Annotated in this window: 17 protein-coding genes; 12 read left to right on the forward strand and 5 right to left on the reverse strand. The window is 58.4% G+C overall.

Features of this window, described 5'->3' with window-relative positions; all coding sequences use genetic code 11:
• Window positions 1–122 precede the first annotated feature (122 nt).
• Window positions 123–692 (forward strand): YqgE/AlgH family protein, encoded by a 570-nt coding sequence (locus BUB72_RS14260; RefSeq protein ID WP_073145051.1) that lies wholly within the window; start codon window positions 123–125, stop codon window positions 690–692.
• Here BUB72_RS14260 and BUB72_RS14265 read toward each other — a convergent pair.
• The gene (locus tag BUB72_RS14265) at window positions 684–1,625 is read right to left on the reverse strand and encodes an L-threonylcarbamoyladenylate synthase (RefSeq protein ID WP_073145053.1); all 942 of its coding nucleotides are present in this window, start codon (window positions 1,623–1,625) and stop codon (window positions 684–686) included. The genes BUB72_RS14260 and BUB72_RS14265 overlap by 9 nt on opposite strands.
• A 141-nt stretch (window positions 1,626–1,766) precedes the next feature.
• Between BUB72_RS14265 and BUB72_RS14270 the strand changes: the two genes are divergently transcribed.
• The 6 genes from BUB72_RS14270 (at window position 1,767) to BUB72_RS14295 (ending at window position 6,556) form a co-directional block, all read left to right on the forward strand.
• Complete coding sequence (locus BUB72_RS14270; RefSeq protein ID WP_073145056.1) at window positions 1,767–3,473, forward strand: acyl-CoA dehydrogenase; 1,707 nt, start codon at window positions 1,767–1,769, stop codon at window positions 3,471–3,473.
• A complete protein-coding gene (locus BUB72_RS14275) occupies window positions 3,470–4,501 on the forward strand; it encodes an MBL fold metallo-hydrolase (RefSeq protein ID WP_073145059.1) in 1,032 nt (343 codons plus the stop codon). Before BUB72_RS14270 ends, BUB72_RS14275 begins: the two co-directional genes overlap by 4 nt.
• 3 nt (window positions 4,502–4,504) lie before the next feature.
• A complete protein-coding gene (locus BUB72_RS14280; RefSeq protein WP_073145061.1) occupies window positions 4,505–4,963 on the forward strand; it encodes a DUF6173 family protein in 459 nt (152 codons plus the stop codon).
• Between the two features lie 86 nt (window positions 4,964–5,049).
• Window positions 5,050–5,184, forward strand: coding sequence for an aa3-type cytochrome c oxidase subunit IV (locus BUB72_RS14285; RefSeq protein WP_073145064.1), 135 nt, complete (start codon window positions 5,050–5,052; stop codon window positions 5,182–5,184).
• 11 nt (window positions 5,185–5,195) lie between these two features.
• Window positions 5,196–5,789, forward strand: coding sequence for a hypothetical protein (locus BUB72_RS14290; RefSeq protein ID WP_073145067.1), 594 nt, complete (start codon window positions 5,196–5,198; stop codon window positions 5,787–5,789).
• Between the two features lie 101 nt (window positions 5,790–5,890).
• A complete protein-coding gene (locus tag BUB72_RS14295; protein ID WP_175549171.1) occupies window positions 5,891–6,556 on the forward strand; it encodes an alpha/beta fold hydrolase in 666 nt (221 codons plus the stop codon).
• A gap of 76 nt (window positions 6,557–6,632) precedes the next feature.
• Here BUB72_RS14295 and rpsU read toward each other — a convergent pair whose 3' ends face one another.
• The gene (gene rpsU, locus BUB72_RS14300; protein WP_073145071.1) at window positions 6,633–6,839 is read right to left on the reverse strand and encodes a 30S ribosomal protein S21; all 207 of its coding nucleotides are present in this window, start codon (window positions 6,837–6,839) and stop codon (window positions 6,633–6,635) included.
• A 112-nt stretch (window positions 6,840–6,951) separates the two neighbouring features.
• Between rpsU and BUB72_RS14305 the strand changes: the two genes are divergently transcribed.
• Together BUB72_RS14305 and BUB72_RS14310 are read left to right on the forward strand one after the other, a co-directional pair.
• Window positions 6,952–7,635 (forward strand): COQ9 family protein, encoded by a 684-nt coding sequence (locus BUB72_RS14305; protein ID WP_073145073.1) that lies wholly within the window; start codon window positions 6,952–6,954, stop codon window positions 7,633–7,635.
• A 9-nt stretch (window positions 7,636–7,644) separates the two neighbouring features.
• Window positions 7,645–8,631 carry an NAD(P)H-quinone oxidoreductase gene (locus BUB72_RS14310; protein ID WP_073145075.1) on the forward strand — a complete coding sequence of 329 codons (987 nt, stop codon included), beginning with the start codon at window positions 7,645–7,647 and terminating at the stop codon, window positions 8,629–8,631.
• Between the two features lie 306 nt (window positions 8,632–8,937).
• Here BUB72_RS14310 and BUB72_RS14315 read toward each other — a convergent pair whose 3' ends face one another.
• The gene (locus BUB72_RS14315) at window positions 8,938–9,570 is read right to left on the reverse strand and encodes a ribonuclease T2 family protein (RefSeq protein ID WP_073145078.1); all 633 of its coding nucleotides are present in this window, start codon (window positions 9,568–9,570) and stop codon (window positions 8,938–8,940) included.
• Between the two features lie 140 nt (window positions 9,571–9,710).
• Between BUB72_RS14315 and BUB72_RS14320 the strand changes: the two genes are divergently transcribed.
• A complete protein-coding gene (locus tag BUB72_RS14320; protein WP_073145080.1) occupies window positions 9,711–10,466 on the forward strand; it encodes a DUF1013 domain-containing protein in 756 nt (251 codons plus the stop codon).
• Between the two features lie 64 nt (window positions 10,467–10,530).
• On the opposite strand, the gene BUB72_RS14325 is transcribed toward BUB72_RS14320, so the two are convergent.
• Complete coding sequence (locus tag BUB72_RS14325) at window positions 10,531–12,048, reverse strand: malonate--CoA ligase (protein WP_073145082.1); 1,518 nt, start codon at window positions 12,046–12,048, stop codon at window positions 10,531–10,533.
• Window positions 12,049–12,282: 234 nt separating this feature from the next.
• On the opposite strand from BUB72_RS14325, the gene BUB72_RS14330 reads away from it, so the two are divergent.
• Both BUB72_RS14330 and BUB72_RS14335 read left to right on the forward strand, forming a co-directional pair.
• Window positions 12,283–14,241 carry a bifunctional 2',3'-cyclic-nucleotide 2'-phosphodiesterase/3'-nucleotidase gene (locus BUB72_RS14330; protein WP_073145084.1) on the forward strand — a complete coding sequence of 653 codons (1,959 nt, stop codon included), beginning with the start codon at window positions 12,283–12,285 and terminating at the stop codon, window positions 14,239–14,241.
• 48 nt (window positions 14,242–14,289) lie between these two features.
• A complete protein-coding gene (locus tag BUB72_RS14335; protein WP_073145086.1) occupies window positions 14,290–14,859 on the forward strand; it encodes a DUF4453 domain-containing protein in 570 nt (189 codons plus the stop codon).
• Here the strand turns inward: BUB72_RS14335 and BUB72_RS14340 are convergent.
• On the reverse strand, window positions 14,856–15,662 hold the full coding sequence (locus tag BUB72_RS14340) for an SDR family NAD(P)-dependent oxidoreductase (RefSeq protein ID WP_073145088.1): 807 nt from the start codon (window positions 15,660–15,662) through the stop codon (window positions 14,856–14,858). The two genes, BUB72_RS14335 and BUB72_RS14340, sit on opposite strands and share 4 nt — an antisense overlap.
• Window positions 15,663–15,678: the final 16 nt, after the last annotated feature.

A 15,678-nucleotide genomic window follows, 5' to 3' on the forward strand; every position in this document is an offset into this window, starting at 1 on the left:
AACGTCGATAGCCGTTCCGAATATGACAATAAACTCACGTTTAGGCGATGCGCTGACACAAGTTGCGACCTGCGCTCTTAAGGTCGCTTGAATGAGCCGTCGCTTGCCGCCACCTTGAGGGCATGAGTTTTGATTCGACCAAGCTGGCAGGCAAGCTGCTGATCGCGATGCCGGATATGGGCGACCCGCGCTTCGAGCGGTCCGTGATCTTCATGTGTTCCCACTCCGAGGAGCGGGCGATGGGGCTTATCGTCAACAAGCCAGCTCGGGATTTGAAGTTTAACGACCTGCTGAAGCAGTTGGACATCCCCGAAGCGCCGCGGTCCCGCGAGATCAGGGTACATGTTGGTGGGCCGGTGGATTATGGGCGCGGGTTCGTGCTGCATTCGCCGGATTATCACAGCGACGATAGCACTTTGACGATCGAAGGCGGCTACGGGCTGACAGCGACGCTTGATATTCTAGAAGACATCTCGCTTGGCGAGGGGCCGGAGCGGTGCCTGCTGACCATGGGCTATGCTGGCTGGGGGCCGGGGCAGCTGGAAGACGAAATTCAGCGCAATGGCTGGCTGATTTGTGATGCAGACAGCGATTTGGTGTTCAAGGGCGCTAACGAGGCCAAATGGGAGGGTGCGCTTGACCTGTTGGGGATCAACCCGTTGCTCTTGTCACCGGGCGGCGGGTCAGCCTAATCTTGGTGCTGCGGCACGCGTCAAGCGGTCATTGATCGCGAGGCCAAGCCCCGTCATCGGGATCGGGGCGACGCGGATTGTGTCAGTGTCGGAGGCCAACTCGTCCATCTGTCGCAACATCGCAAACAGATTGGCGGCCGCCTCATGCAGATCACCAGAGGGCGAGAGGTTGAGCTGCCCGTTGACTGCCCCGAACCCCAGCATGAAAGCACCGTCGGTTTGATTGAGCGCCACGCGGGCATTCGGGGCGTAATGCGAGACCAGCTGACCGGGCGCGCTGGGCGTGTCGGGGTTGGTGTCTTCGGCGAGAGGGCTGCCCAAAGCGGCGTTCAACGCTTCCACGGGCAAGCCGCCGGGGCGCAGCAGGCGAAGGGGGGAGGTCGCGACGATGGTGCTTTCCACGCCAACCTTGCATGGGCCGCCATCCAACACAGCGTCGATCCGGCCTGACAGGCCCGCCAACACATGCGCTGCGGTTGTAGGGCTGATCTGTCCGGACGGGTTGGCCGAAGGGGCGGCGACGGGGCAGTCGGCCAGTGCAAGCAAGTCCCGAGCCAAGAGCTGCGCGGGCATCCGGATGGCGACGGTATCAAGACCTGCGGTAACCAGTGACGACAGCCCGTGCCCGTCCTTCAGGGGAAGGACCAATGACAACGGGCCGGGCCAGAACGCTTGTGCCAAAGCGCGGGCGTCATGGTCGAAATGGGCCAGCGCTTCGGCTTGTTCCATGCTGGCAACATGGACGATCAGCGGGTTGAAACTGGGCCGCCCTTTGGCGGCGTAAATGGCGGCGACGGCGGAGCCATTTCGCGCATCAGCGCCCAAACCGTAGACCGTTTCTGTGGGGAAAGCGACAAGCTGTCCCGACTGCAACATCTTGGCGACCTTGGCCAAATCGGCGGGGCCAAGTAAAAGCGTGTCGAGGTCGGTCATAAGGGATGGCCCAATTTTGACGTTGCGTTTCGCTTGATGCCTTGGCGTCGGAGCGGCACAGTGAACGGTATTGATGATGGACCCCTTATCTGATCCGACGGCCCGTTGCAAAGCCGTGTGACACCTATTCGAGGACTGAATATGCCTTATCGTGCCCCCGCCGCTGACTACCAATTCCTGCTCGACCATGTCGTCGGGTTCGACAAAGTCGCTGCAACCGAACGCTTTGCGGAGGCGACACCGGACATGGTTTCGGCAATTCTTGATGAAGCAGCCAAAATGTCGAACGAGGTCCTTGCGCCGTTGAACCGCAATGGCGACTTGCACCCCGCAAAGCTGGAAAACGGTGTCGTGCGTACATCGCCGGGCTTTGCGGACGGCTACAAAGCCATCGCGGAAGGGGGCTGGATCGGCATGGCCGCCAGCCCCGAATACGGCGGCATGGGGCTGCCGTTTTCCATTCAGAATGCGGTAAACGAAATGATGGGAGGCAGCTGCCTTGCGTTGCAGCTGAACCCGCTGATGAGCCAAGGCCAGATCGAGGCGCTCGAGCATCATGCGTCCGACGCGATCAAGGACCTTTACCTGCCCAAGCTGATCTCGGGCGAGTGGTGCGGCACGATGAACCTGACGGAGCCGCAGGCGGGCTCTGACGTGGGGGCGTTGAAGTCGAAGGCCGAGGACAATGGCGACGGCACTTACGCGATCTCCGGTCAGAAAATCTACATCAGCTGGGCAGATAACGACTTCAGCGAAAACGTGTGCCACTTGGTGCTGGCCCGTTTGCCAGACGGTGTACCCGGCACGAAGGGCATTTCGCTGTTCATGGTGCCCAAACTGATCCCTGACGAGAACGGCAAGCCTGGCGTGGCGAACTCGCTGAAAGTGGTATCGCTGGAACATAAAATGGGCCTGCACGGCTCGCCCACTGCCGTGATGCAATATGACGGCGCGACGGGCTGGCTGGTGGGCAAGCCTCATGGCGGCATGGCCGCGATGTTCACCATGATGAACAACGCACGCGTGGGCGTTGGCGGTCAGGGCGTTGCGGTGGCGGAAGCCGCCTATCAACATGCGCTGACCTACGCGCAGGAGCGCAAGCAGGGCAAAGCGGCCGAGGGCGAGACGATCTTGGGCCATGCCGACGTGCGCCGGATGCTGGCGCAGATGAAGGCGGATGTCTTCGTGGCCCGCGCGATCGCAGCGGCCTGTGCGGCGGCGATTGATATGCAAACGGCCACAGGCGCCCCTGAATGGACTGCCCGCGCCGCCTTGCTGACACCAATTGCCAAGGCGTTTGGCACGGACACCGGTATCGAGGTCGCGCAACAAGGCATTCAAGTCCATGGCGGCATGGGATTCATCGAGGAAACCGGCGCGGCTCAATACCTGCGCGACGTGCGGGTGACGGCGATTTACGAGGGCACTAACGGCATTCAGGCGATGGACCTTGTGGCCCGCAAGATGATGGATGGCGGTGAGGCGGCTTATGCTTTGATCGACGAGATCGAGGCATATGCGGAAAGCTGCAAAGCGACAATGCCAGAGCTGGCAGGCCCTGTCTTCACCGCAGCTGAAACCTTGCGCGAAACCACGGAATGGTTGGTTGAGCAGGAGATGAATGACCGGTTTGCAGGCGCTGTTTCCTATCTGCGGATGTTCGCGCGTGTTCTGGGGGGCTACTACCACCTCTGTGCCGCGAACGCTGCGGGCTTGGACAGCGCGCGCGGGCGTTTGGCGACGATCTTCATTCAGCGTCTTCTGCCAGAGCATGGAAGTCTGGCTGATCAAGCGCGCCAAGGGGCAGATGACTTATACGCCTTGAGCGAAGAGGATTTGGTGGCTTGAGCGGAACGCTCCGCTACCCGTTCCCCGATATCCCCGCAGAGGGCGAAGCCATAGAGGTCGCGGAAGGCATCCTTTGGATGCGCCTGCCGCTGCCGATGAAGCTGGACCACGTCAATATCTATGCGCTGGATGACGGGGATGCGTGGACGATTGTTGATACGGGTTTCCATTCCAAACGCGGCGTCGCGATCTGGGAAAAGCTGCTTGCCGGGCCTCTGGCGGGCAAGCCGGTTCGCCGCGTGATCGTGACCCATCATCACCCCGACCACATTGGCATGGCGGGTTGGTTCCAGTCCGAACATGGTGCGGAACTGGTGACAACGCGCACCGCGTGGCTCATGGCACGGATGCTGGTGCTGGACGAGCAGGATCGCCCCACGGCGGAATCTCTACAGTTCTGGAAACGCGCCGGTATGGAGCCTGCGATTTTTGCGCAACGGGCAGCTGAGCGACCATTCAATTTTGCCGATTGCGTTGCGCCAATGCCGCTTGGGTATCGTCGTGTCCGTGAAGGTGACACGCTGAGTGCAGGCGGTCGGGGCTGGACAGTGCGTATGGGCAATGGCCACGCACCGGAACACGCGACCTTGTGGGCGGATGGTGTCGTATTGGGCGGCGACCAGCTGCTGCCTTCAATCAGCCCGAACCTCGGTGTGTATCCGACCGAGCCGGAGGCCGACCCCGTTTCAGACTGGCTGGAGGCCTGCGAGCGGCTTGGGGCCTATGCGACGCCGGACCAGCTGGTTTTGCCCGGCCACAAACTGCCGTTTACTGGCCTGCCACTGCGGATGCGACAATTGATCGACAATCATCACGGCGCGTTGGAGCGGCTATTGCAGCACCTCGACACCCCCAAAACCGCTCATGAGTGTTTCCTGCCGCTGTTCAAGCGTGAAATCCGTGGCGGTGAGTACGGGTTGGCCTTGGTCGAAAGCGTGGCGCATTGTGCTCACCTATATTTGGCTGGACAAGCGACCCGGTCTTTGCGCGAAGATGGGGCATATGTTTACCAGCGCAAAGGGGCTTGAGGCATGGATGACAAAATCGAGACCACTGCCGAGGCAGTTGAAGCCTATGCATTGCGCCGTGCGGGTGTCGTTCACGTAAATGAATGTAGCCCGACGCCCGAAGAAGAGCCGCTCCCCGAGTCGATGTGCAAAACGCCGATAGAGCAGAAATCACCGGCGGAATGGGCATACGAGCGGATAATCCTCTACATCAAGAACTTCGAAGAAAAGCTCGATAACGACCATGAGATCGCGATGGGTTTCGTGGGTGGCGATACAGGCGTCATGCGCATCGAGGGAATCGGATTTTACGCACCTGATGTCATTACTTTTTATGGCGCTGATTTGGGCGGCGCGCGGACGCAACAAATCCAGCATGTCAGCCAGTTGAATGTGCAATTGAGGGCGCTGCCCAAGCATGTGGATCAGCCTGAACCCAACCGCATCGGGTTCAGGCTGGCGGAAGTTCTGGAAAAAGCATGATCTTGCTGCGCCCGCGTCTCCCTGACGCGTGACAGCGGTGAGAGAATCCGCTACTTCACCCAAAACGCCAACAACGGAGAAGACCAATGGCTGAGCACAAACATGGCTCCATGGATACCAGCGACCACGAGAAGACCTTCGCAGGTTTCGTAAAATTCACCACATACGCGGTCATCGGCATCCTGATTTTTCTGGTTCTGCTGGCGATGGTGAACGGGTAATCCGGTCACAAATGAAACGATTGTTTTTATCAATTTGGCTGGTTGCTTTTGTAGCAGCTTGCGGGGCCGAACCTGTTTGGGCGCCGGAAGAAGAAGTCCGTGCCAAGGCTTACCGGCATAGCGGCCCAGCTTCGATTACTTTGATCACGGTGATAAACAACCGGTCGGGTGCGGGTGGCCATACTGGCTTGTTGATCAACGGGTCTCAACGGGTCGTTTGGGACCCCGCAGGAACATGGTGGAGCCCCAACGCGCCGGAACGCAATGACCTGCATTACGGGATGACCGACCGCATGGTCGACGTCTACGTGGATTACCACACCCGCGAGACCTATCACACGGTGCTGCAAGAGCTGCAGGTTTCGCCAGAAGTCGCAGAGCAGGCGATCAAAGAAGCGGCGGCCTACGGCGCGGTGCCAAAGGCATCCTGTTCGCAATCAACCAGCGCCATTCTTGGCCGTTTGCCCGGTTTCGAGAGCATCAAATCCACGTTTTTCCCTGTGAAGACGATGGAAGCCTTCGCCAAGTTTCAGGGTGTAAAAACCCGCAAGGTGTTTGACGACGATCCGGACGACAATTCTGCCAAACTTCCGGACGGCGCTTAAGCGCGCAGACGAAACTCACAGTTTTTGCACACCTCGGATCGCTAAATTGCTGTCATAGAGGGGCATTGGTAGAGTTGTGAGTATCTGAGTTGTTTCACTTTTTGCATGGTCTCATCGGGAGTCCGCTTCATTTCCAGCAGGTGATGCGACAGCTTCGGCCGTCCGGTGTTGCCCTATGTGCACCCACGCTGGATTACCTTTCCCATGATTTGCTCAGCTTAGCCCGGAAGGTTGCAGGCGACGCGAACAGCTCCTCGGCGGTTATTGTCGGGAATTCAATCGGATGCCAGCTGGCGCTGCAGTTGCCGACAAAAGCCCGCGCCTACGTCCTGACCGCGCCGCCATTCGACTATTCCAGAGGCTCAGTACCGCTGAGACGCGCACAGATCGAGCCTTGGGTGGACGATTTGTATCAGGGTAAAGGACATATTACCGACGAAGCCGAAATTCGTGCCGAAGCCTGCACGCAGTTGGCGCAGCTTCTTGCCAACAGGCACAACATCGGCAGGATCCGTTCGCTCAAGGCGCAATCACAGGACTTTCTTTCAAATCCCAAGCTGAAGCAGGCGCAGGCACGCATCCATTTCGTCATTGGCGAGGATGATTACACAACTCCGGTCGATGCGTTCCGGGCGTTCGTTGCGGAAAATGCACCCGGGGCAAGGGTCACTGTAATTCCAAACTGCGGTCACGCGGTGCCAGTGGAGCGTCCCGATGTCGTCGCCAAGATTATACGCGAAGAGGCATGTCTTCACGCCGAGGCGTAGTTGCGCTGTTCCCCAAAAACAAACCCCCGCGGCTTGCGCTGCGGGGGTCGTTATTCTTGTGCTGAAAAGTCGGGGTTTACCCGCCGTTTTCGCGCTGGAGCTTCTTACGAGCCAGCTTGCGGGAACGGCGAATTGCTTCGGCTTTCTCGCGTGCTTTCTTCTCAGACGGCTTTTCGAAATGTTGCTTGAGCTTCATTTCCCGAAAAACGCCTTCGCGCTGAAGTTTCTTCTTCAGAGCGCGGAGAGCCTGATCGACGTTGTTGTCGCGAACGCTTACCTGCATGTGGTGTCACCACCTTCCTAGGTTAGATTTTGCAAGATTGCAGGAAGTGGCGATATAGCAAAGCCGCTCTAACTTGTCTACCAAGGAAGTATGCACCCGAAAGGAGCCCGCTATGGAAGACCTGAAGACCAAAATCCTTGACGCAAGCCTGCCGCACGTCGCTTTTGACGGCTGGTCGAAAGAGACATTCGACGCAGCAATTGAAGACTGTGACATTGATCCGGGGTTGGCGAAGTCAATTTACCCGCGCGGGGCTCTGGATCTGGCAATTGCGTTCCACAAACGGGGCGACGCGCAGATGGTGGCGCGACTGAAATCGGAAAACCTGATGTCGATGCGGTTCCGCGACCGAATCGCGGCTGGTGTGCGCTATCGTTTGGAAGCGGCAGCCGTCGATAAGGAAGCGGTCCGCCGCGGCTCTGCGCTGTTTGCGTTGCCAACGAACGCGGCCGAGGGGGCCAAGCTGATATGGGGCACCGCTGACGCTATTTGGACGGCCTTGGGTGACCAATCCAAGGACCACAACTGGTACACGAAACGCACGATACTCTCGGCGGTGTATGGTGCGACGGTCTTGTTCTGGTTGGGTGACGAAAGCGAAGATAACGCGGCGACTTGGGAGTTTCTTGACCGGCGCATCGACAACGTGATGCAATTCGAGAAGGTCAAAGCACAAGTGAACGCGAACCCTGTGGCCTCCAAGCTGATGGCAGGACCGAACTGGCTGTTGTCGCAACTCAAAGCGCCGGGGTCCGGCTTTGTTTCAGACCTGCCCGGTCACACCAACTCTAAATAAGGACTGCATATGTCGCTTCCAGAAATGATGCGGGTTGTGGAGATCACCAAGCCCGGTGCGCCAGAAGTCCTGCAATCGGCGATGATGCCGCTTCCCAGCCCACGTTATGGCGAGGTGCTGATCAAACTGGCCTATGCAGGCGTAAATCGGCCCGACGCCCTACAGCGCGCTGGCATGTATGATCCGCCGAAAGGGGCCTCGCCCCTTCCCGGACTTGAGGGTGCGGGGATTATCGCAGCGCTTGGGGACGGGGTCACGGGATTGAGTGTCGGGGATGAGGTTTGCGCGTTGCTGCCGGGCGGTGGCTACGCGGAATATGTTCGGACGCCCGCCGCGCATTGCCTGCCGGTTCCGTCTGGGCTGAGCATGGCCCAAGCGGCAGCGCTGCCAGAGACGTTCTTTACGGTCTACTCCAACGTCATCATGCGGGGTGGCCTAAAAGCGGGGGAGCGGTTCCTGGTGCATGGCGGATCGTCCGGCATTGGGACCACGGCTATTCAATTGGCGAACGCCATGGGCGCGCGCGTTTTTACGACCGCCGGATCAGATGAGAAATGCAACGCCTGTTCGAAGCTGGGCGCAGAACAGGCGATGAACTATCGCAACGTCGATTTTGTCGAGGTGTTGAAAGCCGAAGGTGGTGCAAACCTGATCCTTGATATGGTCGGCGGAGACTACCTGCCGCGAAACATTCGCGCGTTGGCGGATGACGGACGATTGGTGCAGATTGCGTTTTTGCAGGGCCCGAAGATCGAACTGAACTTTGCGCAGGTGATGATGCGACGCCTGACCATCACTGGCTCGACCTTGCGCCCGCAAAGCGACCTTGCGAAGGCGCGGATAGCTGAGGAGTTGAAGCACAAGGTTTGGCCGCTGATCGAAGCGGGCCGCATTGCGCCGGTTATGGATAGTGAGTTTGCTTTGGATGACGCAGCAAGGGCGCATGCGCACATGGAAAGCTCTGCGCATATCGGAAAAATCGTGCTGAAGGTTTGAGGAATTAAGCCGGGTCGGGGGCGACCCGGCTTGAACCGCCTAAATCTTTGGTTGCCCAAAGAGCTACAAAACTCGTGACCATCCCTGACAGTAGATGCCAAGTTCCGGATTGAGGTGACGCACTATACTCGAGCGCAAGTTTCAACCAAATCCGATGTTTAAAAAAAAACAATGATTCCTTCCCCCAGGAAGTAACGCACAGGTATGGAATACCATACCTAGAGCAAAATTAATAAGGGGGATTTTAGAAACAGTCCGTTTTTTGCGTCATCCAGTTAAGCGTGAAGCAGTAAATACCATTTACTTTCAACGGATTGGATCGAATAGCGCGTCTTTTATAGAGCAGTCTCCAACTACATCTTCTCCGCAGATTCTAGGTTCCAGATCCTTGTTCAGGCAGAGGCGCACCTCCTGAATGCGGCGATTCTTGCAGGTTATTGTGATCATATCCGGAGACAATCGCGGGTTTGATTCTAGAAATGCTTCCTCAACGACCTTTGCCGGCAATTTGACGGGTTTTTCTAGATTTCGAAACACCGCAGGGCGGGTAAGCGACGCATAGGCGCGGCGCGAAATCTCGAAATACGCGTCAGATGACAACCCAGAGCACCGCCCGTGCTTTTTCCATTGATGCCACGCAAGCCCTCCCGACCCCATGATGTCAGCCATGGCTTTGGTCTGCCCGCGGGAAGGATCACGTTCCACGGTGCGGCAATAGGATGGCCAGCCGCGTTCGTTCTGGGGCCAAAGCCCGTGCAGGGTCCAGCCGAAGTCGTGCCGATCATCGCATTGATCTGCCCCACGTGCGTCGCCTTCCAAGGCGCACCATGTGGGCGACCAGCTGAGCGAAAGGACATAGTAGTCAAACTTACCGGCGCGCTCTTCTTCGGCCCATAGAGGTGCGCCCCAGATCAGCAGACCGAGTAACAAGATGCGCATTTTCTCTTTCCCTACGATCAATCCGCCCCTATATAGCCTCCAAGTTCCCCAACATCACGAACTTGTTCCAAACGGGACAGCCCCTAAGCCGGGTGACGGGGAAGATGTGTCCGCAGATGCGGCAATTAGGAGAAAGCAAAATGGCACTACCCATTATGGCGAAAGCCACCGCCGTCTGGCTCGTGGACAACACCACATTGACCTTCATTCAAATCGCCGAGTTCTGCGGCCTGCACGAGCTGGAAGTTCAAGGCATTGCTGACGGCGATGTGGCGCAAGGTGTGAAGGGTTTTGACCCGATTGCGAACAACCAGCTGACGCAAGAAGAAATCGACAAGGCCGAGGAAGACAAAAAGTACCGCCTCCAGCTGAAATACAACGCTGCTGCCGAGGGCGAAGAAGTCCGCCGCGGCCCGCGCTATACGCCACTGTCAAAGCGTCAGGACCGCCCTGCGTCGATCTTGTGGTTGGTGAAGTTCCACCCCGAATTATCGGACGGTCAAGTGTCCAAACTGGTCGGGACCACCAAGCCAACGATCAACGCGATCCGCGAGCGGACGCACTGGAACATCTCGAACATCCAGCCGATTGATCCGGTCGCCTTGGGCTTGTGCAAACAGTCCGAGCTGGATGCCGCTGTGCAAAAGGCCAACGCCAAGCGCCTGAAAGAGGGCACCGCCCTGTCCGACGAGGAGCGCCGCAAGCTGGTGTCCACCGAGCAATCGTTGGGGCAAGCGCCCGAGCCGGAGCTGCCTACAGCGATTTCGGGTCTTGAGACATTTACCTTGTCTGGCAATGACGATGCGGATGAGGAAGAGGATGACAACCTGTTGGTGGATGCCGACAGCCTGTTCAATCTGCCAGACGCACCAAGCGCGGATGAAGACGACGACTGATCTTCTTCAGCGATGCTGACGATTGCGCCGCTGCCCCATGGGTGGCGGCGTTTTTCGTGGTGGCTTATGTGCCGGTAAACAGGGTGTCGAACTGATCGCGCAGAATGTTCTTTTGCACCTTGCCCATGGTGTTGCGCGGTAAATCCTGCATTACCACCAGCTTGCGGGGGAGTTTAAACTTCGCGAGTGACTGGCTTAAGGCGTCCAGTATTCCGTCCAGATCCGGAGATTGGTCTGCCTGGGGGATGATGACCCCCAACACGGTTTCGCCAAAATCTGGGTGTGGCACTCCGATCACCGCGCTTTCCGCGACACCGGGCTGCTCGTCGAGAACCAGCTCAATTTCCTTCGGGTAGATGTTGTAGCCACCCGAGATTATCAAATCCTTGTTGCGACCGACGATGTGTACATACCCGTCAGGATCAACCTTCCCAAGATCGCCGGTGATGAAGAAGCCATCTTCGCGAAGCTCGGCGGCAGTTTTCTCCGGCATGTGCCAGTAGCCTTTGAACACATTGGCCCCACGCACCTCGATCTGGCCAATCTCGCCTTCTGGAAGCGGTTCACCATTTTCAGGGTTGGTGATTTTCAATTCTACGCCGGGCAGGGGGAAGCCGACCGTGCCCGCGCGCCGATCGCCGTCATAGGGGTTGGACGTATTCATGTTGGTTTCGGTCATGCCATAGCGTTCGAGAATACGGTGACCGGTCCGGTCCTCGAACTGGACATGCGTTTCCGCCAACAAAGGGGCGGAGCCGGACACAGACAGGCGCATATGCTGGGTTAGGTCTCGCGTGAAGCGGGCGTCGGACAGCAGCCGTGTGTAGAAGGTCGGGACGCCCATCAGGGTGGTCGCCTCGGGCAACAGGTCTATCACCTCGTCGGTATCGAACTTCGGTAGGAAGATCATGCTGCCACCTGCGATCAGTGTCACATTGGTGGCCACAAAAAGCCCGTGCGTGTGGAAAATCGGCAAGGCGTGCAGCAAGACGTCGTTGGCGGTGAATCGCCATTCCTCAACCAGAGTTCTGGCATTTGACAACAGGTTGTCCTGCGTCAGCATCGCCCCTTTGGAGCGGCCAGTTGTGCCGGACGTGTAGAGCAGCGCCGCCAGATCATCAGATTTGCGGTCCACCGTTGCAAAATCCTTTGGCATCGAGGCGGCTTTCGCCATCAGGCTACCGGACCCGTCGCCGTTCAGCGTTTCAACCTGCGCGCCCAAGCGTGAAGCCAAGGTGGCTAGCTTCTCATGGTTCGCACCATCACAGACGATTAGCGCCGCGCCGCTGTTCTCGATGAAATAGGTCAACTCATCGACGGTGTAGGCGGTATTCAAAGGCAGGAAGATCAGCCCGGCTTGGACGCAGGCCGCATAAAGGGCAAGCGCCTCTGGGGATTTCTGGACTTGCACGGCGACCCGGTCACCCGCTTTCAAGCCGATCAGCGCGGTGAGTGACGCGATGCGTGCTGCGATGGCGAGGAAATCCGTGTGGGTGATAATTGTACCGTCAGGGAGGTGCAAAAAGGGTGTGAGCTGCCCGGCGTGAATCCCGAAAAGTTCGTCATAAAGAGGATTTGCCATCATATTTCCTTTCGCACGGTTGTCGCCAATGGGGATCGAACACCAAATGCCTCCACCTCAGCAGCGGCTGCAACCATTTTCCGGAATTTGCCGCCTAGGGTTGCGCCCCGCATTGGCATGTCCGGCGACGGGCAACAGGCCAATTTGGGCGCAAAACACCGGCCATGTTAGAAACTTGTTGTGAGACTCAGGTAATCCGTTGCTCAATCGGAGACTTACAAAGGGGATACTGACATGACCAAATTTACGCTTGATCGCCGCCACTTCTTGATGGGCACCGCCGCCCTGATCGCAGTTCATCCGTTCTCGGCCCGCGCGGCTGCCAATCAGGCGCATCTGCGGATTATGGAGACGACCGACCTGCACGTGCATGTCTTCCCTTACGACTACTATGCCGACAAGCCCATAGACACGGTGGGGCTTGCGCGCACGGCGACCATTATTGATGGCATTCGCGCCGAGGCGACGAATTCCATGCTGCTCGACAATGGGGACTTCCTGCAAGGCAACCCGATGGGCGACTACATCGCCTATGAGCGCGGGATGAAGGAAGGCGACATGCATCCTGTTATTCAGGCGATGAATGCCGTCGGCTTTGATGCGTCGACCTTGGGCAACCATGAATTCAACTACGGGCTGGAGTTCCTAACGAAAGCACTGGCAGGGGCGGACTTCCCCGTGGTGTCAGCCAACATCGTCAAGGAAATGGGCGCGGAGCCGACCAAGGATAAAACCCTGCTGCCGCCGTTCGTCATTTTGGACCGGACCGTTAAAGACGGCGAGGGCAACAGCCATCCAATCAAGGTCGGCCTGATCGGCTTTGTGCCACCGCAGGTGATGAACTGGGACCGCAAGCATCTGGAAGGCAACGTGCAGACGCGCGATATTGTGGACACTGCCAAGGCCTATGTGCCGATGATGAAAGAGCAGGGGGCGGATATTATCATAGCGTTGAGCCACTCTGGTATTGGGTCGGCGGATCACACGGACGGGATGGAGAACGCCTCCGTGCCGCTGGCGATGGTCGACGGAATCGACGCGATCATGACGGGGCATAGCCACCTGGTCTTCCCTGGCCCGAAATATGAGGAGTTTGCAGGCGTCGATGCCGAGAAAGGCACGCTACACGGCAAACCCGCCGCGATGGGCGGCTTCTGGGGGTCGCATCTTGGGGTGATCGACCTGATGCTGGAGCGGTCTGGTAACGAGTGGAAGATCGTCTCGCATATGTCGGAGGCACGACCGATTTCGCAGCGCAACGAGGACCGTTCGGTCACCGCGCTGGTCGAAAGCGACGAGGCGGTGCTGGCTGCGGTCGCAAAAGAGCACGAAGAAACGCTCGCCTATGTGCGCCGCGCGGTGGGCAAGACTGACGCGGCCTTGCACAGCTACTTTGCGCTGGTGGCGGATGATCCGTCAGTGCAGATCGTGTCCAATGCGCAGGTTTGGTATATCGCGGATCAGCTGAAAGGCACCGAGCATGAAGGGCTGCCGATCCTGTCAGCGGCAGCGCCTTTCAAGGCTGGTGGCCGTGGCGGGCCGGAGTATTTCACTGACGTGCCAGTGGGTGACGTTGCTATCAAGAACGTGGCGGATTTGTACCTGTACCCCAACACAGTGCGCGCTGTGCGTGTGACAGGCGCGCAGGTGAAGGACTGGTTGGAGCGCTCTGCGGGCATGTTCAATCAGGTGGAGCCGGGGCAGCCGGATCAGGTGCTGCTGAACCCCGAATTCCCAAGCTACAATTTCGACGTAATCGACGGGGTGGAATACCAGATCGACCTTTCCCAGCCGTCCAAGTTTACCTCCAAGGGGGAGCCGCAGAACCCGGACGCCAACCGCATTGTGAACCTGACTTTCGAGGGCGCGCCGATTGACCCCGCGCAGGAGTTCATCATCGCCACGAACAACTACCGTGCGTCCGGCGGGGGCAGCTTCCCCGGCACCGGAGATACCATCGTGTTTGAGGGGCCGGACACCAACCGTGACGTGATCGTGCGCTACATCGTTGACAAAGGCACCGTCAGCCCGCGTGCTGATGCAAACTGGACCTTCGCGCCGCTGGAAGGCACGTCGGTGCTGTTCGACACAGGGCCCGCGGCTTCAAAATACATAGGTGACGTAACCAGCGTGAAGATAGAGCCAGCAGGTGACGGTCCTGACGGGTTCGCGCGGTTCCGCATCACATTGTAGTACGGCGAAACACTTGACGGGAGCGGGGGGAGTGGTCTGTTTGGGCCTATGAAATATCTCACCCTGCTCCTGATCGCCCTAATCCCTTTACCTGCGTTGGCGGATGACCCATGTGCGGACCTCTGGTGGTCACGCAATCATCTGTTTGATCAAGCGGGGTATTGCTTTGCCTCGCCACTTGGGCAATCGGCATTCTACAATGGCGATTGCACGACCTCGACCGCTCCCACATTGTCGCCGGGGGCGACAAACACCGTCTCCGCGATCCGCGAGGAAGAGGCGCGTTGGGGCTGTGATGTCGACACGAATAACACTTATCTTGATCTGGACCGAATTGATCTACGCCGCAAGCTGGTTGATGTCGCCGTGAATGACGGTTTGGAGAGCAGCTGTTTGGGTTATCGCGGCGCGGATATTGCTGTGTTCGCGGGGGCCAACGAGCAAACCGCACAAATTGGGCGCATCCGCGCTGGCGACACTATCGGGCTGGCCCATTACTCGATGTTCGAGGGCTGGCAGTTTGTGTCTTATGGCAGCGTTGACTCTGGGTCACCCAGCCCGCTGCTTGGATGGGTGAACGTCGATTTCTGGGCGCAGTGTGAAGCTGTGGCCGGTTAGTGCGCTGCGGTTCCGACCGGATCCAGAAGCGCGCGGCCACCGTCGACAGTCATGATTTCGCCGGTGATGAAGCTTGCGCCGGGGGAGCAGAGAAACTGCACAGCCTCAGCGACTTCATTCGCCGGTGCGATGCGTCCCAACGGTGTGTGTTCGATGATGTCTTCCCGAAGGTCGGAGGTTTCTTTCAACGAGCTTTTCAAGCTGGCGCTCATCACCGAGCCGAAGGCGACGGCATTGACCCGAATACGGTTCGGGGCCAGCGCAATCGCAAGGGTTCGCGTCATCTGGTCGAGAGCGGCGCAGGAAATCGAGTATCCCATCAGTCCGGGCCGTGATCTGCGGGCCGCAATGGACGACAAATTCACGATGGAGCCGGCCATCTCCCCTTCATCCGCACCCTCGGCTTGCTTGATCATGCGCTTGGCGATCAGCTGGCTAAGCCGCAAGCCGGACATCAGGTTTTGTTGCAGCAAATGCTCTACGGAATCGTCTTCGTCGTCCATCGGGTCTGTGGGCAGCACCTGACGCGACGCATTGACCAGAATGTCGACGCGATCAAAGGCGTCGATGGTGGCGGACAGCAGGTTGGCCTGACTTAGCTTTTCGCGCAGGTCACATGAAAAGATCCGCGCGCTGCCGTCGTCATCGGCAATATCACCCATCTCGGCGCGCAGATGCTTTTCATCGCGGTCAGCCATCATGACATTGGCCCCCTCGGCAATGAAGTGCCGGGCAATCGCGAGACCGACCCCGTTTGCGGCACCAGTGATGATGGCAGTCTTACCAGCGATGGAAAATGACATGGAAATGTCTCCGGTT

Origin of the sequence: Litoreibacter ascidiaceicola, assembly GCF_900129235.1 — a bacterium.
GTDB lineage: Bacteria > Pseudomonadota > Alphaproteobacteria > Rhodobacterales > Rhodobacteraceae > Litoreibacter > Litoreibacter ascidiaceicola.

Bases quoted from the DNA above. Each gene is read 5' to 3' on its own strand.
- BUB72_RS14260 (WP_073145051.1), top strand. From the start codon at position 123: ATGAGTTTTGATTCGACCAAGCTGGCAGGCAAGCTGCTGATCGCGATG.
- BUB72_RS14265 (WP_073145053.1), bottom strand. From the start codon at position 1,625: ATGACCGACCTCGACACGCTTTTACTTGGCCCCGCCGATTTGGCCAAG.
- BUB72_RS14270 (WP_073145056.1), top strand. From the start codon at position 1,767: ATGCCTTATCGTGCCCCCGCCGCTGACTACCAATTCCTGCTCGACCAT.
- BUB72_RS14280 (WP_073145061.1), top strand. From the start codon at position 4,505: ATGGATGACAAAATCGAGACCACTGCCGAGGCAGTTGAAGCCTATGCA.
- BUB72_RS14285 (WP_073145064.1), top strand. From the start codon at position 5,050: ATGGCTGAGCACAAACATGGCTCCATGGATACCAGCGACCACGAGAAG.
- BUB72_RS14290 (WP_073145067.1), top strand. From the start codon at position 5,196: ATGAAACGATTGTTTTTATCAATTTGGCTGGTTGCTTTTGTAGCAGCT.
- rpsU (WP_073145071.1), bottom strand. From the start codon at position 6,839: ATGCAGGTAAGCGTTCGCGACAACAACGTCGATCAGGCTCTCCGCGCT.
- BUB72_RS14305 (WP_073145073.1), top strand. From the start codon at position 6,952: ATGGAAGACCTGAAGACCAAAATCCTTGACGCAAGCCTGCCGCACGTC.
- BUB72_RS14310 (WP_073145075.1), top strand. From the start codon at position 7,645: ATGTCGCTTCCAGAAATGATGCGGGTTGTGGAGATCACCAAGCCCGGT.
- BUB72_RS14315 (WP_073145078.1), bottom strand. From the start codon at position 9,570: ATGCGCATCTTGTTACTCGGTCTGCTGATCTGGGGCGCACCTCTATGG.
- BUB72_RS14320 (WP_073145080.1), top strand. From the start codon at position 9,711: ATGGCACTACCCATTATGGCGAAAGCCACCGCCGTCTGGCTCGTGGAC.
- BUB72_RS14325 (WP_073145082.1), bottom strand. From the start codon at position 12,048: ATGGCAAATCCTCTTTATGACGAACTTTTCGGGATTCACGCCGGGCAG.
- BUB72_RS14330 (WP_073145084.1), top strand. From the start codon at position 12,283: ATGACCAAATTTACGCTTGATCGCCGCCACTTCTTGATGGGCACCGCC.
- BUB72_RS14335 (WP_073145086.1), top strand. From the start codon at position 14,290: ATGAAATATCTCACCCTGCTCCTGATCGCCCTAATCCCTTTACCTGCG.
- BUB72_RS14340 (WP_073145088.1), bottom strand. From the start codon at position 15,662: ATGTCATTTTCCATCGCTGGTAAGACTGCCATCATCACTGGTGCCGCA.